Below are 16,868 nucleotides of genomic sequence, written 5' to 3'. Positions count from 1 at the left end.
GGCGGCCGGTTGCTTCGAGGCGCTGGCCGAGGATCTGCGCACTGTCCTGCGCCTGGCTGCTGGCCGCAAAGCCCAGCGCTGCCATCCTGGACAGCAGGACGCTCCGCTCCACGCCGGAGAGCGGCGCGCGGGCCGGGTATGACGGCGCCAAGCGGAAGCAGGGTGCCAAGCTGCATCTGGCGGTCGACACGCTGGGCCATCTGCTGGCCTTGCACGTCACGCCTGCCAACGCGGACGAGCGCGCGGAGGTCGGGCGCCTGGCCCAGGCGGTGCAGGCCTCCACCGGGCAGAGCGTCGAGCTGGCCTATGTCGACCAGGGCTACACCGGAACAAGGGCGGCCGACGCCGCCAAGGCGCACGGCATTGAACTGGAAGTGGTCAAGTTGTCCGAAGCCAAGCGCGGCTTCGTGCTGCTGCCACGGCGCTGGGTGGTCGAGCGATCCTTTGCCTGGGCAACACGTTTTCGACGACTGGTGAAGGACTATGAGCGCTACGCCAGCACCCTTGCCGATCTCCACCTCGTCGCCTTCGTCTGCCTCATGCTCAAGCAGGCCGCTCTACTCACCCCAGGTCCATAACAGCCTCTAGGCCGACTGCCTTCAGGGAAACGGCCTGCCACAACCACCGGCACCGCAACCTGCTAAAGTGACGGAGCCACCAGATTGGATCGCCCGATGCCGCAAGACCAAACCCGCCGGGATACCTGGGCACAGCAGCCCGCCGACGGCACGCTTCCTCCGGCCGCCATCCAGTCCGTGCCGCTACGCCGCCGACACCTCGTACCGCTCATCGCCGCGCTGGCTACCCCGGCCCTGGCGCGGGCGCAGGAGGCCGTGCCCGCCACGATCCCGAGGACGACTCAGCACGATCTAGAATCCCGCAGCGGCCAGCCATTCCGGGTGTTTCTCCACATCCCGCCGGGCGAGCCGCCACCCGGTGGCTGGCCAATGATCACAGTGCTCGACGCCAACGCCGTCATGGGCATGGTCGTGGACATGGTCCGTGTCCTGTCCTTCCTGCCCCGTGAAGCCGGCGTCCGGTCCGGCGCCATCGTCGCCGGCATCGGCTACCGCACGGAGGGGCCATACGATCTGACCCGCCGGACCTTCGATCTCACGCCCCCACCTGGGCGGGACATCCCGGCGGAGGAGGGCCGTCCCGGTGCCCGGACCGGCGGTGCGGACGAGTTGCTTGAATTCATCGAGAACACCCTCAAGCCCCTGGCCGTACGGTCAGCGCCGATCGACCCGTCGCGCCACGCGCTGCTGGGCCATTCCTTCGGCGGGCTCTTCGTGCTCCACGCGCTTTTCAACCGCCCTGCCGCCTTCAGGGACTATGTCGCCGGCAGCCCCGCCATCTGGTGGGAGGACAACGCGGTATTGCGATCCGAGAATCGCTTCATCACCCGGACAGACCGTCCCTCCCCTCTCCGCCTGCTGATGACGGTCGGCGAGTACGAGCAGGCCCTCGCCCCCTGGCATGACCCGGCCTGGCAACCGCGGATGGAGATGATGAAGATGGTGGACCAGGCGCGCGACCTGGCCGGGCGGCTTCGCCCTGTCCCAGGGCTGGAACTCGACTTCCAGATCCTGCCAGGCGACGGTCACATGACCGCATTCCCCGCCATCGTCCAGCGGGGCGTCCGGTTTATCCTGGAGCGCTGAACGGCACTGCCCGGACGAACCAGGGGGACCTCAATCAGGTCCCCCTGGCGGCTGATGGAAGACGGTCAGAAGTCGAAGGAAGCGGACACCAGAATGGTGCGCGGCGAACCGACGGTGACGAAGTTGCCCGTGGTCAGCCAGTAGTTTTCGCCGAAGGCATTCTCCAGATTGGCGCGGAACGTGACAGGCTTGTTGGCAATCTCGGTCCGGTAGCGCGCACCGAAATCCACCCGCGTCCAGCCATCGAACCGCAAGGTATTGGCGGTGTTGAAGTAGGCCCCCGAGGTGTAGATAACACGGCTATTGACCGCGAGGCCGGTCACTCCCGGCACATCCCAGTCCAGGGCGCCTGAGAAGGTCCTGTCCGGCGCGCCGGCGGCGTCGTTGCCGCGCTCCGCGGCATTGGTGGGGCTGGTCAACTCGGGCTTCAGGAAGGTGACGCTGGCCAGTGCCCGAAGCCCGGGCACGACCTCGCCATAGGCGGAGAGCTCCAGGCCCCGGTTCCGCTGCTCGCCATCATAGGCAAGGTCGTTTGCCGCCGTGCGGACAGAATTCGGCCGGGCGATCTGGAAGACCGCGGCGGTAGTGGTGATCCGGCCCCAATCCACCCGCACACCGGCTTCGTACTGCTCGGATTTGTAAGGGGACAGGACGGCGCCGACATTCCTGTAGCCTGCCCCGACGATGGTGCCGCGCGTCAGGCCCTGGGCATAGTTGGCGTAGAGGGAGACGTTCTCCACCGGCTTCACCACCAGCCCAAACATCGGCGTCGTGGCATCGGCATCGTAGCGGCTCGTCCGCTCGCCGGTCGTGGTGCTGTAGCTGTTGACGGAAACGTTCTGGAATCGCACGCCACCTGTCAGCAGCACCCGCTCGTCGAAGAAGGACAGCGTATCCGCCACGGCGAAGCTGGAGAACTCCGTCAGTGACGCACGCTGCGGATCGGTGCGCGCGGCGGTGACCGGCGGAAGCCGCGCCGGATTGTAGATGCTGGACGGATAGGTGATGGAGGAGGAGATGTAGGCGTTGCCGCTCTCCTGCTGCAGGCCGGTATAACCGACATTCAGCGTATGGCCGACACCCAGCGTGTTGAAGCGGAAGTTCGCGCCGACGGTGCCGCTCACGGTCTCGCTGTAGGAGTCGTAGAAGGCGTTGGTGACCGCGAAAGTGCCCAGTTCGTTTGCGCCGCCAGGGCGGGAGTCAGGGAAGGTCTGCTCGTTCCAGCCGTCGCGGTAGCCGAGCGCGGCATAGGCGGTCATCCAATCCGTCACGTCGTACTCGACGCGGGTGGCGACGGTGCTGTCCTGCTGCCGCAGATTGGTGCCGGGGAACCAGTTGCTGCGCGCATTCGGCGGCGACGGGATGGAGGTCAGGTTGGGCGAAAGGGTCAGCTGCGGGCGGAAGTTCCGCGTATCGTCGCGCTGGAAGATACCGTCGGCAGACCAACGCAGGCGCTCCCCGCGATAGTCCAGCCCCAGTGCCGCGAGGCCACTGCGCAGGTTGCCGCCATCGATGGAGGCCTCCCCATCTCGATACAGGCCGTTGAAGCGGATGCCCCACTCGTTGTTCTCGCCGTAGCGGCGCGCCAGATCGACATGCGCGCCGAAATTGGCGCGGCCCATATAGGTCGTCCTCAGCCGGGTCAGCGGCGTGTCATCGGCCCGCTTGGTGACGATGTTGATGCCGCCGCCGATGCTGCCACCTGGCGAGATGCCGTTGATCAGCGCTCCCGGGCCGCGCAGCAACTCGATCCGTTCTATGATCTGAGCCGGGGCGCGGTTGGAGGAGATCAGCCCGTACAGTCCGTTCAGGCCGACATCGCTGGACGGAACGCTGAAGCCACGGATCTGGAAGGTATCGTCGAAGCCGTTGCTGCCCGTGGTCAGGCGGACAGAGGAATCGTTGATCAGGGTATCGGCAGCCGTCCGCCCCTGCTGATCCTCGATCAACTGGGACGTGTAATTGGTGGTGCTGAAGGGCGAGTCCATGACGCTGCGGGTGCCAAGCAGGCCGAGCGATCCGCCCTCCGCCACCTGGCCACCGGGATAGGACGGCATCAGCGCCCCGGGCGCCGGGGCGGCAGTGACCTCCACCGTCGGCAGCACAACGGCGCCCGGTGCGGCACCCGCTGGCGTCGCCGGCTGCGCATAGGCAACGGGGGCAAAGGCGATGCCGCATGCCATCACGGCCTTGGCTGCGTGCCGCGTCAGCACGGCAGGCTCGGGCCTGCGTGAGCCGCTTTCCGGTTCATTGGCAGGGCTGCCAGGATGGACGGCCGACCATGCGCTGGCCTGGAACTTGGTTCGGCTCATCAAGGCGGCCCCTTATCACTCGAAATCGGGTCGTGAACAGCGCGTAATGCGAATGCCTCTCACTACCGATAAGGGGTGTGCCGCGCAAGGTGCGTCAGACGCGATCCTGCGCGCCTAAGCTGAAGCTTTGCCGATGCTGTCGAAGGGGCCGGCCGCGCTTTCTCCGTTTTGCCGGCCAGCGTGGCTGCCCCTCGGTATGGCTATGGCACCGGAAGGCGCGGCAAGCCGATGTCAGCCATTCATGAGGTTGCGGACGGCGCTGGCCAGGATGTCCATCAGGAAGGGCTTTGTCACGATCTGCATCCCCTCTTCCAGATCGTCGCCGCGAAGCACCGATGCCTCGGCATAGCCCGTGATAAAAAGGATCGGCAAATCCGGCCGCATCGCGCGCACCGCATCCGCCAGCTGCCGGCCGTTCATGCCATCCGGCAAGCCGACATCGGTGATCAGCAGGTCAATCGTCAGGCCGGACCGCATGATGGCCAGCGCAGACGCACCATCCTTTGCTTCCAGCATCGTATAGCCGAGTTCGCCGAGATAATCGGTGACCAGGGACCGCACCATCGCCTCATCGTCTACGATCAGCAGCGTACCTTGGAACGGCTGATGACGGAGCTCGGCCGCCGGCTCGGCAACCGGTTCCGACACCGGCTTCAGATGCCGCGGAAGATGGATCCGGATCGTCGTGCCCACGCCAAGCTGGGTGTCGATTTCCACCCGCCCGCCCGACTGCTTCGCAAACCCGTAGATCATCGACAGGCCAAGGCCGGTGCCGACGCCGATCGGCTTGGTGGTGAAGAACGGATCGAACGCACGCGCGGCAACCTCGGGCGTCATCCCCGTTCCGGTATCAGCGACGCTGAGCGTCGTACAGGGCACCATGTTGCCGGCGCTCTCGCCGGGTTCCTGCAGATCCATCCAGCTCTTCGCCGTGCTGATCGTCAGCCGGCCGCCATCGGGCATCGCATCGCGGGCATTGATGCACAGGTTGAGCAGTGCGTTCTCCAACTGGTTGGGATCGCAGAGGATGGGCCAGATATCATCCACCAGCGACGCCTCGAGTTGGATCTCCGGCCCTACCGTACGGCGCACCAGCTCTTCCATGTCCGAGATGAGGTGGTTCGGGTTCACCACCTTCGGCGCCAGTGTCTGGCGCCGGGAGAATGCCAGCAGCCGATGGGTCAGCGCGGCGGCGCGTGCCGCCGCGCCCTGCGCCAGGTTGATGAACCGGTCCAGGTCTTCGTAACGACGCTGGCCGGACCGCAATTGTATCAGTTCGAGGCTGCCGCTGATGCCCGTCAACAGGTTGTTGAAGTCATGCGCGATCCCGCCGGTCAACTGGCCGACCGCTTCCATCTTCTGGCTCTGGCGCAGGCGTTCTTCCAGCTCGTTCCGTTGCGTGACGTCGCGCCCGGAAGCGATGATCGATTGCCCCTCATGGATGCACGTCCAGCTATAGCTCCGCACCGCGCCGGAGGCCGTGGGAATGCGGAGGTCGAGGGTACCAGAGCTCTCCCCCGCGACGATCCGGCCGAAGGCCGCGACCAGCACGGCACGGTCTTCCGCCAGCACGAAATCCGCCAGCTTCCTGCCATGCATCGTGCCGGCACCCAGGCCCAGCTCGCTTTCCCAAGCGGGGTTGACGCTGACGCAACACCCATCGCTGTCGCAGGCGACGTAGAGGTCGCGGGACAATTGCCAGATACGGTCCCGCTCCCGCGTGCGTTCCTCGACGCGGCTCTCTAGCATCGCGCTCAACCGGCGGAGTTCTTCCTCCTCCGCCTTCGCATCGGTGATGTCATAGATGACGCCGCTGAAGCGCGGGTCGGTGCCCTGCTCAACCAAATACTCGCCCTGGCGCGCTAGCCAGCGGATCTCTCCCGTATCCGAACGGCGAATCCGCAGCCGTACATGGCTGCTTTGGCCAGGCTCGGCCGAGTGCTGGCCGATCAGTTCGCCGTATTCCGACAGGACCAGCGCGTTGATCGCGTGCACCGGCAGGTCGCTGGCCAGCCGCATGCCGAGCAAAGCGCAGAACTGCGGAGAGACCGACACGGTCCCGTAGCCCAGCACATACTCGAACGTACCGATGCCGCCGGCCGTCTGCGCGATGCGCAGTTGCTCCTGCACCCGCTTCTGCTCGGTGATGTCGACCAGGGCGCCGATGAAGCGGACCGGCTTCTCGCCGTCATACTGGCAGCGCCCGCGGGCATGCACCCAGCGGAGCGACCCGTCGCGCAACAGCAGCCGGTATTCCTTCGAGAACAGCTCCGCCCCACGCAACATGCCGCCCACGGCCAGGCGGATGCGTGCCTGATCCTTGGGGTGAATGATCGAGTAGAAGGTCTTCGGGCTGACACCGCGGGCAGCCTGCTGCGGCGTCAGGCCATAGAGATGGGCGAAGCGACGATCCCCATGCACCAGGGATGTCCCGATATCCCACTCCCATCCCGCGGCCGCGCCGGAGATAGACAGCATCAGGCGCAGCCCGTCGTCGCTGCCCGGCGCCGCGATATCCTCAACGGCGGCGATAGCGTCGGACGAAGCGGCCTCTGCCTGCGTCAATAACAGAAACGCGGTTTGGCCTGCATCGTCGGGGATGGGCGCGATGGAACAGCGCAGGCTGGCCGTCACACCGTCCCTGCGTCGGACTGCAAGAAGAGCTTCGGATGCCGCCCTCCCCGCCCCTTCCGGCAGCCGCCCGCACCCAGTCGGCACCGCGTCGGCGCCGTAGCCTGCGAACCGGGCGAAAGCCGCATTGGCGAAGACGATGGGCTGGCCCGGCTGCCGCGCGTCGATCACGGCGACGGCCGTGCCGGAGCGGCTCAGCGCGGCAAAGGCCGGCCCGGCGCGGCGATGTAGTTCGCGGATCGTATCGTCCCCGGCGCCGAAGCCCGGATCATTCAGCTGCACGGCACACCGTCAGCTGACATGCTGTTCACCATCTTCCATGACGCGCTGGATGAAATCGTGCACCAGCGCCTTCAGCGCCAGGATCGAGGGCAGGTTCATCAGCATCGCGATATAGCCGCGAATGTCCCGGTTCCGCACCGAGAAGTTGATATACAGGAACAGGACCGGGCCCGGCGCTTCCACCTGGCCGCGAACGTCGAACAGGTCATCCCCCTTGCCTTGCACCACCTCCGGCAAGGACATGCTGAGCGATTCCTTCAGCATGTTGGCCATGGTCGCCAGGCAGCCGTTCAGGATGATGTTGCCGGTCTCGGCCAGGGCCTCCTGCTCCATCTCCCGCAATTCCTCGCCGTCCAGCTCTTCGCCCAGAACAGCGCGGGCCAGCTGTACCCCGGTGATGTGCGGGAAGATCAGCAGGGCCCGGCCGGAGAAGGCGCCGGTGAAATCCTGCCGTACCGCGACCAGGTCCCCGGTCTCCCGCTCACGGATCAGCGCCTCGGCCGCGCCGTGGCTCACCACTTCCAGCGACGGGACCGAGAGGATGATCTGCTCCCCCACCATCTTGCGCAGGCTCGCCGCGGCCCGGCTGACGCCGATATTGACGAGCTCCGTCAGCGCATCGCGTTCCAGTTCGGTCAGTTCGGCCACGCTGCCTACTTTCCGTCGGCGCGCAGCCGCAAGGCCGCACCGTCCAGGAAGCCCTGCAGGGCTTCCTGCGTCACCGGCTTGGCGACGAAGCTGGCGCTGAGCGACCGGGCGCGGGCGATGACTTCGTCCTGCGTATTCGCGGTGATGACGGCGATGGGCATGGTGGGGCGCAGCGTTCGCAGCTCGGCGGCCAGGGCCAGCCCGTCCCGGCCCGGCATGTTGTAGTCCAGCAACGCCACGTCCACGTCCTGGCTGCCGATCACGGCCAGGGCCTCGTCGGCATTGGAGGCCTCGACACGCTGCCAGTCGGGCTGCAGGGAATGGACCGCCTTGCCAGCGACGATGCGGGCCAGCTTGCTATCGTCCACGATAAGAATAGTGATCGCCATCCGGGCGGCTCCAGTTGTCCAAGTGAGCGGCTTCCGCCTTGCAAGAGCCGCTTGCGTCCCCGCCGCCTCGGATCGACCCGGCAGGAGCAGCGGCTATTCTAGCCGGAGCGCCGCATTGGTAACAACGGCGCGATCCAGCGTTCCACAAAAGGATGCCCGGCCGGCCCCACCACCTGTGGCTGCAAGGCCAGCAGCACCTGGACGACCGCGGTATGCAGCATTCCCGCCCCGGTCAGGTCCACCGCACGGCCCGGCGCCTCCTGCAGCCGCGCCACCAGCGCCTCCGCATCCGCCACCGGGCAATCGCCGCGCAGTCGGATGATGTCGCCCTCCAGCACCACGGTCATCCGACCAGCTCCGGCACATCCAGCACCAGCAACACCCGCCCGTCGGCCATCAGGGCGGAGCCCGACAGTCCCGCCATGCCGGACAGCAGGCCGGACATCGGCCGCAGCAACAAATCCATCCGCTCGGAGAACCCATCCACCTCAATGCCAACCGGCTGGTCGCCACAGCGCACCACCAGCAACCGGGCCACGGTGCCCTGGCGTGGCCTGGGCGGCAGGCCGAGCAGATCAGCCAGCCGCAGCAGCGGCAGGGTACGGTCCCGGGACACGAAAGCCTCCCCACCCCCGATCGGCTGGATCATCGCCACAGGCAGACGCAGGCTCTCCACCACCGCCTCAATCGGGATGCCAAACCGCTCCTCGCCCACGCGGATGACCAGCACGGTGGTAACGACGGTCGCCCGGGGCAGGACCAGCTGCACCGTGGTGCCACCCCCCGGTACGCTGCTGAGCGACACGCGCCCGCCCAGATCCTCCACCGCCGTCCTGACCGCATCCATGCCCACCCCGCGGCCGGACAGCGCCGTCACCGTGCTGGCAGTGGAGAAGCCCGGAGCGAAGACCAGATCGAGTGCCGCCGCATCATCCAGCGCCGCGATGGCCGTCGGGGTCAGAAGGCCACGTCGCAGCGCGGCCGCGCGCAGCGCCGCCGGGTCCAGCCCCGCACCGTCATCCGCGACCGTGACCAGGATCTGGTCGCCGCGCCGGCTGGCCCGCAGCGTCACCTGCCCGGTCGCCGGCTTGGCGGCGGCGGCGCGGCGGGGCGCGGCTTCGATGCCATGGTCCACGGCGTTGCGCAGCAGATGCAGCAGGGGCTGGAACAGGCCTTCCACCACGGCCTTGTCAGCCTCCACATCATCGCCGTGAATCTGGAAGTCGATTGGCTTGCCCAGTTCCGCCGCCGTCTCCCGCATCAGGCGTGGGAAGCGGCGGAAGGTCTGGGAGAGCGGCACCATCCGCAAGCCGATGACGGTGCGGTGCATCTCGCCCGCCAGCCGCTCCATCGCCGCCTGGTTGTCCGCCAGGGCGCGGCCCAGCCCGGCATCGATGGCGCCGACCCGGGCCGCCAGGCTGGCAAGGGCATTCTTCGCCACCATCATCTCGCCGACCACGTCCAGCAACCGGTCGATCCGCGCCGCATCCACCCGCAGCACCCGTGCGCTGGCCTCGCCCGCCCCGTCCAGCGCCACGGTCGTGGTGGCAATGGCAGAGGCCGGCAGTTCCACCAGGGTGATCTGGTCCGGCACGAAGCGGAAGACGCGGCGGATTTCCTCTTCCGGCGCCGTGCTCAGCGCCTCGAGCATCAGGTTGCAGGTGAAGGGGCTGAACTCCGCTGCTGGCGGCCAGGGGGAGCGGGGTTCGATGCGCAGCGCGACCAACTCCGGCAATCCCCGCATCAGAGCGAGCGGGTCATCGCCCAGGAAGAAGCAATCCGCATCCGGCAGGTAGCGGAGCGCGGTCACGGTCATCCCGGCGCCCTGCGCCGCCGCGACGGCCTCCGCCTGCGTTGCCGCCAGCGCGGCGGCCCAATCGGTTGGCAAGGCCGGTACCGGCCCATCCAGCCCGGGCACCTCCGCGCCAGGCATGCAGCCGCGCAGCGCGGCTTCAAGCTGGCGGCCCTGCTCCACTGCCGAAGGCGGCAATACGCCGTGGCGCTCGAACGCATCCAGCCACGCCTCGCAGGCACCGAGGCAGGCCAGCACGGGGTCCAGGAAGCCGCTTCCGGCGTCCACCCGCTGGCCGCGCACCGCATCCAGCACATCCTCGGCCGCATGCAGCGCCTTGCCCATCGGCGCGAGGTCGAACAACCCGACCGAGCCCTTCAGGGTGTGCACGGCGCGGAAGGCGCTATCCAGCCGGGCTGGGCTGTGACCCTCGCGCTCCAGCGCCAGCAGGTCTTCCGATGCCTGCTGCAACAGTTCCCGCCCCTCGATGAGGAACTGCGCCAGCAGCTCGTCCATCACGCCGCCCCCGGGCGCTGATAGACCACGGCATCCTCGAACCGCCGTGTCTCGAACCGGTCCGACATGCGGGACATCGCCTCGCTATGGCCGAGACAGAGGAAGCCGCCGGGGTTCAGCGCGTCGTAGAGATGCCGCGCCGCGGCGGCGCGGGATGCATCATCGAAATAGATCAGCACGTTGCGGCAGAAGATGACGTCGAACCCCCGCTGCGCGGCCATGCCTGCCGCATCGGTCAGGTTGGCGGCGGTGAAGCTCACGGATTCCCGCAAATCCCCGATGATGCGCCAGCGGTCGGCCCCCGCCGGCTCGAAATAGCGCTGCCGCAGCGTCGCCGGCAGCCGCCCCAGCGACCTCTCGCCATACTCGCCGGCCAGTGCCGCCTCCATGGCACGCGTGTCGATATCCGAGCCGACGATCTCGATATGGTAGGCATCGACCAGCGCCCAGTTCTCCAGCAGCCAGATGGCGATGGAGTACGGCTCCTCCCCCGTCGAGCACGGCACCGACCAGATGCGCACCAGGTCACCCGGGCCGCGCCGCGCAACGATCTCCGGCAGCAGCGCGCGGCCAAGGCAGCGGAACTGGTGCTCTTCGCGGAAGAAATAAGTCTCGTTGACGGTGAAGCTGTTGATCAGCTGCTGCGCCTCGGCCTCGCTGGACCGCAGCAGCGACATGTAGGCGGCAAAGCCCACGGACCTGGTGCGCTGCATCCGCTCGGCCACGCGCCGCTCAATGTAGTATCGCTTCGGCTCGCCATAGGACATGCCGGTCCGGCGATAGAGGAAGTCGCAGAGCCGCTTCAGTTCCTCGGTATCGAGGATCGGCAGAGCAGGGCCGACGGCCGTCTTCTCGGTTCCGCTCACCCGAGCCATTCCATCAACTGGCCGGCGATGCCCTCCAGCGGCACCACGGCATCGGCGCCGCCGGCGCGCACCAGCTCGCCCGGCATACCCCAGACGATGGCGGTCTCCTCCGCCTCGGCGATGGTGCGGCCACCCTGGGCCCGCAGCCGGGTCATGGTGGTGGCGCCGTCATTGCCCATGCCCGTCATCAACACGCCGAGAAGGCGGGCGGCCTCGAAATGGTCCATGGCGCTGACCACCAGGCGGTCAACGCTCGGATGCCAGCGATGCTCCGGCGCGGCAGGCGCGGCCAGCACCACGGGCCCGCCGGTGCGGCCGCCGATGATGATGTCCGCATCGCCCCGGCCGATGAACACCTTGCCGGCCTGCAAGGGTATGGGGCGGACGACCTCCACCACTTCCAGCGCGCAGAGCCGGTCCAGCCGCCGCGCCAGCGGGCCGGTGAAGGCGGCCGGCATGTGCTGCGCCACAATGATGGGCCAGGGAAAATCTGCCGGCAGCGGGCCCAGCACGGCATCCAGCGCCGGCGGCCCGCCGGTGGAGGTGCCGACCAGAACCACGCCATTCCCCGCCAGCTTCGTCCGGGCCTGGCGCGGACGCGGCAGGGATAGCGGCGTCAGCCCAGGGGCGCTGATCTTCAGGCGCACGCGCTCCGCCAGCCGCAGGCTGCCGCGCGGGCGCGCCCGGGCCGCCGCGCGCACCTTCTCGACGAGCAACGGCGCCAGATCGTCGATCTCCAGCGACATCGCACCCTGCGGCTTGGCGATGAAATCCACCGCGCCCAGCTGCATGGCTTCCAACGTCACATCGGCCCCGGCCTCGGTCAGCGAGGAGATCATCACCACCGGGCATGGCCGCTCCAGCATGATCCGGTCCAGGCAGGCCAGCCCGTCCATCTCCGGCATATGCACGTCCAGCGTGATGACATCCGGCCGCACGCTGTCCAGCATCGCCAGCGCCTCCAGGCCGTTGCGGGCGAACTCCACCTGGAAGTCGCCTTGGGCACCAAAGACCTTGCCCAGCAACCGGCGCATCAGCGCTGAATCGTCGACCACCAGGAGCTTGATCACGGTCCCGGAATCGCCTCGGCGATCCCGGCCAGGAGATCCCGCTCCGCCTGATCGAGCAGCGCCTGCGGATCGACGATCAGGATCATCCTGCCGTCACGCCCGGAAGTCGCCACGCGGTCGAAGATCCGGCTGCCTTCCTCCGCGATGTCAGGCGTGGGGGCCAGCCCGGCCGGGGCGATCGCCACGATCTCGGACACCGCATCGACCGCGAAACCCGCCAGCAATCCGTGCAGCCGCACGACGATGATGCGGCGGCGGCCGGCGACGACGGGTCCCTCGGGGGCCGCGAAACGGCGGTGCTGGTCGATCACCGGCACGACGGTACCGCGCAGATTCATCACGCCTTCCAGGAAATCCGGTGCGCGTGGAACGCGCGTCAAGGCGCCCGGATGCCGCACCACTTCCTCGACCGCCGCGACGGGCAGGCCGTAGGCTTCCCCGCCAAGCTGGAACAGCACGAACTGCTCCATCGCGCCATTACCAACGGCGGCCTCGCTGGCCATGGCCATTGCTTCTCCCGCGACGGTGCCGCGCACGCGCTCCGCCGTCTCCCTGTCCAACAACTGCTCGGTATCCAGCAGGGAGACCAGGCGGCGCCCACCCTCCAGCCGGCAGATCGCCGCGACCTGCGCCTCCGCGGCGCCCCGCATCAGCACGGCCGGCACCGGATCGATGGCGGTCTCCGGCACCCGCAGCAACCCCTGCACGCTGTCCACCACCAGGCCCACTTCCGCGCCCGCCATGCGGACGACGATGACGCGCGCCAGAGCGAGGTCCGGCACCTGGGCGGGCAGTCCCAGCAGCACCCGGGGCGAGACCAGCGGCAACAGACGGCCGCGCATCGCCGCCGCACCCAGCATGGCGGCATCCGTTTGCGGCACGGCGGCGCGGTCATCCGGCAGCCGGGCGATCTCCACGATATCGGCCATCGGCAGCGCGTAACTCTGCCCGGCCAGCGTGAAGCTGACCAGCAATCGCGCGGCCACTGCCGGCGCGGCGTCCATCTGGCTGCCGTCCGCAGCGACGCCCAGCGCCGCCGAGCGTCGCAGCAGCCCGGCGAACCCCTGGGCCAACAGGGCCTGGACATCCAGCCGCCGCGCCCCGCCGGCCTCCGCCATGGCCACCACGTCATCCGCCAGCAACGCCACGGGGGCGTGCGGCCACAACAGCACCAGCCGCGATGTGCTGGTGACCGGCGTGGCCGCGCCATCCACCAGCGCCGCCAGCGAGATGACCGGCACGACGGCACCACGCAGATTGGCGAGCCCCAGCAGACTGGCCGGGCCATGCGGCACGCGGGTCAGCGGGCGCGGCTGAAGCACCTCCGTCACCTCCGCCAAAGACAGTGCCAGGGTCTCGCCGCCCGCACGGATGGTCAGCATGCTACCGGCGGCAGCACCGTCCTCGACCGCAGCCAGAGCATCGGCCGCCATCGATCAGCTCTCGGCGATCGAGAGTTCGTCGGCCAGGCTGGCGATTTCCTCGATGGCCGCTGCCAGATCCTCCGCCCCACGCGCCTGCTGGCGGGCGGCGGTAGCAGCCTGGGCGGAGGCAGCGCTGGCTTCCTCCGCCGCCGTGGCAATCTGCTGCGTGCCGGCCAGCACCTCCCGCACCGCGTTCATGGCGAAGTCCGCCCCGCCCAGGATCTCCGCCGCGCCGCCGGACAATCCGCGGACCTCGTCCTCAGCCATGCCAAGCCGGCCGGCGAGACCCTGGTTGCGGGCGATCTCGGTCTTGGAGGCTGTGCCGATCAGTTCCAGGTCCCGGCGCACGGCGGCGATCTGGCCCAGCACCTGCCGCACCACGTCCTTCATACGGTCCGCATTCTCGCTGGAATCGCGGGCCAGGCCGCGGATGTCGGCGGACACCACGGCGAAGCCGCGCCCGGCCTCGCCGGCCCGCGCGGCCTCGACCGCGCCGCTCACCGCCAGCATGTTGGTCTGCACGGCGATCAGCGCCATGCCATCCACGATGCGCTCGATCCGGCGGCCGGACATGTCCAGCGCATCCGCCAGCAGCGCGACCGCCTCGGTTTCCCGCAGCCCATCCTCGACGCTGCGGGTCAGCTGCTCCACCGCGCCGCGACCCTGCGTCAATCGCGGCAGCATGGCGGCGGTGCGGGTGGCGGCGTCCTCCGCCGTGGCGCGGGTCGCTGTCGTCGCACGCTCGATCTGCGCCATCGCGGCGCTGGACTGCTGGGCCGCCGCCGCCTGCGCCTGGCAACCCCGGCTGATCTGGCCGATCGCGGTCATGATCTCCCCGGCCGCGCCGGAGAGCTGCTGGACCGCGGCGGAGAGTTCCTCGGCCGCCGAAGCAACCTGCTCAGCCTGCCCGGCGCTACCATTGCCGGAGACCAGTTCCTCCGTGATGGAGGCCAGGGCCTGGGACGCCTGGTGGCTCTGGTCCAGCGAGGCGCTTTGCTGCTGCACCGCGCGCTGCGCCTCGGCCGCCGCCGCGCTCTGCTCTTCCGCCGCGCTGGCCACCTGCTCGGCCCCGCGCTGCGCTTCCCGCACGCCGCCCTCGGCTTCAACGGCGCTGATCAGGATGGCCTGGGCGCCATCCGCGACCAGGCCAATCTCGCCGCGTACCGCGTCCAGCGCCGCGACGATCTCGCGGCCGTTCCTCGCTTCCAGCTCGGCCAGTTCCGCCGCGCGCTTGATGCGGCCGGCGATGGCCTTCACCTCCGCGCCGATGGTCCCGGCCAGGTCCTGCACCTCGACGGCGCTTTTCTCCGAGACTTCGGAGAAGGCACGAACCTCATCCGCCACCACGGCGAAGCCACGACCCTGGTCCCCCGCCCGCGCAGCCTCAATCGCCGCGTTGAGTGCCAGGAGGTTGGTCTGGTCGGCGATGTCGCCCACAGTCTGCGTGATCTCGCCGATACTGGCGGCCTGCGCCTCCAGCAGGCTGACGATTTCCACCGACCGGAGCTGGCGTGCCGTGTTCTCCTGCACCCAGCCTGCAGCGACCGACACCTGTGCCGCCACCTCGATCAGCAGGCCCTGCAGGCCTTCCGTCCTGGCCCGGGAATGCTCGGCCTTCTGCCGTGCCTCCGTAAAGACGGCGGACAGGCTCTTCACCGCGGCCTGGGATTCCTGGGATGCGCCCGCCGCTTCCTCGGCCGAGGCCGAGATCTGCTCCAGGGAGCGCCGCAGTTCCTCCGCCGCAGCCGCAGCCTCGGCGATGCCGGCGGCCAGCTCTTCCGTCGCCGCGCCAATCCGCTCCGCCGCCTTTTCCCGACGCGCGCGGGAGCGATCCTGCATGCGGCGGGGCGCTGGCCGGGGCTGCTCCACAGGCTGGGCAGGAACGGCCGGAAGCTTGTTGGAGGGAAGGCTGGACGTCTTGACCAAAGCCATGAAAGTCTCCGGCGGAACAGCGCATCAGAAAGCAGGACTGGAAGGCCTGCCGGGGAGCAGGCGCAGCGTCTGGTGAGCCGTTGTAAGAGCTCACCCTGGGCTGCACAAGGAACCGGCCGGGGATAGGGCGGGAAGCAGGATGCGTCCGAGATCGCGACTTGGGCCTGACGTCCGTCATCTTGACCCCGTTGGGACAGATCGGCAGTCGGCCTTGGACAGGAAGGTCAGGAAAGGAAATCCCCGGACCCCATCTTTTCTCCGCGTCCTTCGGGGTATGACCACCGGCAGTGGCACGGTCATCGGCACAGGCAGGGTCATGGCAAGCAACCGACCGCTATCCCTTTCGCCACGACGGCCCCGTGCAGCGCGCTGCGGCAGTGTGATCGCGACACTTAGAACTCGGAGAGTGCCATGTTGAAGAGAGCTTACAAGGTCGTGGACGCTTTCTCATCGCGTCCGTTCCTCGGCAACCCGGTCGCCGTGATCCTTGATGCCGAGGGGTTGGACACGGCGGCCATGCAAGCCATCGCAGGTTGGACCAACCTGTCCGAAACCACCTTCCTCCTGCCGCCGTCGACACCGGAGGCCGACTACCGCCTGCGTATCTTCACCCCGCGCAGCGAGCTTCCCTTCGCCGGGCACCCGACCCTCGGCAGCGCCCACGCGATGCTGGAGGCAGGGCGGGTGACGCCGCGCAACGGCAAGCTGGTGCAGGAATGCCGCATCGGCCTGGTCAACCTGACCGTGGACAGCGAAGGGCCGGAGCGCCGCATCACCCTGGACCTTCCAGCGGCGACGGTGACGCCCCTGGCGGCCGCCGACGTTGCGGAGATGGAAGCCATCCTGGGCCGCCCCGTGGACGCCGGCGCGGTGCCCTCCATCGTCAATGTCGGCGCCGTCTGGGCTGTCGCGCAGATGGCCGACGCCGAGACCGTCCTCGACCTCCGCCCGGACTTCGCACGGTCGGTGAAGTTCGAGCAGCGTCTCGGTATCACCGGCATCACGGTGTTCGGCGCCCACGGCGGCGGCGAGGCAGCCATCGAGGTCCGCTCCTTCGCCCCGTCCTGCGGTGTCGAGGAAGACCCGGTCTGCGGCAGTGGCAATGGCAGCGTCGCCGTGTTCCGGCGTGACCGTGGGCTGCTCCCCGCCGGCGGGGCGGACTACCTGGCGGCCCAGGGCCGTCGCGTCGGCCGGGACGGGCGCATTGCGGTCAAGGTGGATGCGACGGGCAAAGTGAGCATCGGCGGTGCCTGCGTCACCTGCGTCGACGGATTCCTCGCCGGCTGAAACCATCAGAGCTGGCGGAGGGATGGAGGCCGCCGCACAGCCCTCAGGCGCCATC

12 protein-coding genes and 1 pseudogene are annotated in these 16,868 nt (G+C 68.6%); 3 read left to right on the top strand and 10 right to left on the bottom strand.

From position 1 onward, the window contains the following. Together IBL26_RS13485 and IBL26_RS13480 are read left to right on the top strand one after the other, a co-directional pair. Nucleotides 1-578 (top strand): annotated as a pseudogene (locus tag IBL26_RS13485) (transposase); the annotation flags it as partial. Nucleotides 579-674: 96 nt separating this feature from the next. Continuing rightward, entirely contained in the window at nt 675-1,664 is a 990-nt protein-coding gene (locus IBL26_RS13480) for an alpha/beta hydrolase (protein ID WP_187785012.1), read from the top strand. A 65-nt stretch (nt 1,665-1,729) separates the two neighbouring features. Here the strand turns inward: IBL26_RS13480 and IBL26_RS13475 are convergent, their stop codons facing one another. The 10 genes from IBL26_RS13475 to IBL26_RS13430 all read right to left on the bottom strand — a co-directional run bounded on the left by IBL26_RS13475 (nt 1,730) and on the right by IBL26_RS13430 (nt 15,433). Further along, on the bottom strand, nt 1,730-3,976 hold the full coding sequence (locus IBL26_RS13475) for a TonB-dependent receptor (protein WP_241749342.1): 2,247 nt from the start codon (nt 3,974-3,976) through the stop codon (nt 1,730-1,732). Between the two features lie 231 nt (nt 3,977-4,207). After that, on the bottom strand, nt 4,208-6,889 hold the full coding sequence (locus IBL26_RS13470; protein ID WP_187785011.1) for a PAS domain S-box protein: 2,682 nt from the start codon (nt 6,887-6,889) through the stop codon (nt 4,208-4,210). A 9-nt stretch (nt 6,890-6,898) separates the two neighbouring features. Next, the gene (locus tag IBL26_RS13465; RefSeq protein WP_367615429.1) at nt 6,899-7,537 is read right to left on the bottom strand and encodes a chemotaxis protein CheX; all 639 of its coding nucleotides are present in this window, start codon (nt 7,535-7,537) and stop codon (nt 6,899-6,901) included. Nucleotides 7,538-7,542: 5 nt separating this feature from the next. After that, a complete protein-coding gene (locus tag IBL26_RS13460; protein WP_187785010.1) occupies nt 7,543-7,926 on the bottom strand; it encodes a response regulator transcription factor in 384 nt (127 codons plus the stop codon). Nucleotides 7,927-8,024: 98 nt separating this feature from the next. Then, nucleotides 8,025-8,273, bottom strand: a complete 249-nt coding sequence (locus tag IBL26_RS25915) for a hypothetical protein (RefSeq protein ID WP_187785009.1) — start codon at nt 8,271-8,273, stop codon at nt 8,025-8,027. Continuing rightward, nucleotides 8,270-10,234: a chemotaxis protein CheA gene (locus IBL26_RS13450; protein WP_187785008.1), complete on the bottom strand. Its 1,965-nt coding sequence runs from the start codon at nt 10,232-10,234 to the stop codon at nt 8,270-8,272. Before IBL26_RS13450 ends, IBL26_RS25915 begins: the two co-directional genes overlap by 4 nt. Then, nucleotides 10,234-11,100, bottom strand: coding sequence for a CheR family methyltransferase (locus tag IBL26_RS13445; protein ID WP_367615428.1), 867 nt, complete (start codon nt 11,098-11,100; stop codon nt 10,234-10,236). Before IBL26_RS13445 ends, IBL26_RS13450 begins: the two co-directional genes overlap by 1 nt. Next, the gene (gene cheB, locus IBL26_RS13440; protein WP_187785006.1) at nt 11,097-12,170 is read right to left on the bottom strand and encodes a chemotaxis-specific protein-glutamate methyltransferase CheB; all 1,074 of its coding nucleotides are present in this window, start codon (nt 12,168-12,170) and stop codon (nt 11,097-11,099) included. Before cheB ends, IBL26_RS13445 begins: the two co-directional genes overlap by 4 nt. Next, nucleotides 12,167-13,603: a chemotaxis protein CheW gene (locus IBL26_RS13435; protein ID WP_187785005.1), complete on the bottom strand. Its 1,437-nt coding sequence runs from the start codon at nt 13,601-13,603 to the stop codon at nt 12,167-12,169. Before IBL26_RS13435 ends, cheB begins: the two co-directional genes overlap by 4 nt. Before the next feature lie 3 nt (nt 13,604-13,606). Next, nucleotides 13,607-15,433 (bottom strand): methyl-accepting chemotaxis protein, encoded by a 1,827-nt coding sequence (locus tag IBL26_RS13430; protein ID WP_206684221.1) that lies wholly within the window; start codon nt 15,431-15,433, stop codon nt 13,607-13,609. A 504-nt stretch (nt 15,434-15,937) separates the two neighbouring features. On the opposite strand from IBL26_RS13430, the gene IBL26_RS13425 reads away from it, so the two are divergent. After that, on the top strand, nt 15,938-16,813 hold the full coding sequence (locus IBL26_RS13425; RefSeq protein WP_241749340.1) for a PhzF family phenazine biosynthesis protein: 876 nt from the start codon (nt 15,938-15,940) through the stop codon (nt 16,811-16,813). Nucleotides 16,814-16,868 lie beyond the last annotated feature (55 nt).

Origin of the sequence: Teichococcus aerophilus (assembly GCF_014490485.1) — a bacterium.
Taxonomy (GTDB): Bacteria; Pseudomonadota; Alphaproteobacteria; order Acetobacterales; family Acetobacteraceae; genus Pseudoroseomonas; species Pseudoroseomonas aerophila.
This window is presented reverse-complemented; position numbering and strand designations above follow the sequence as displayed.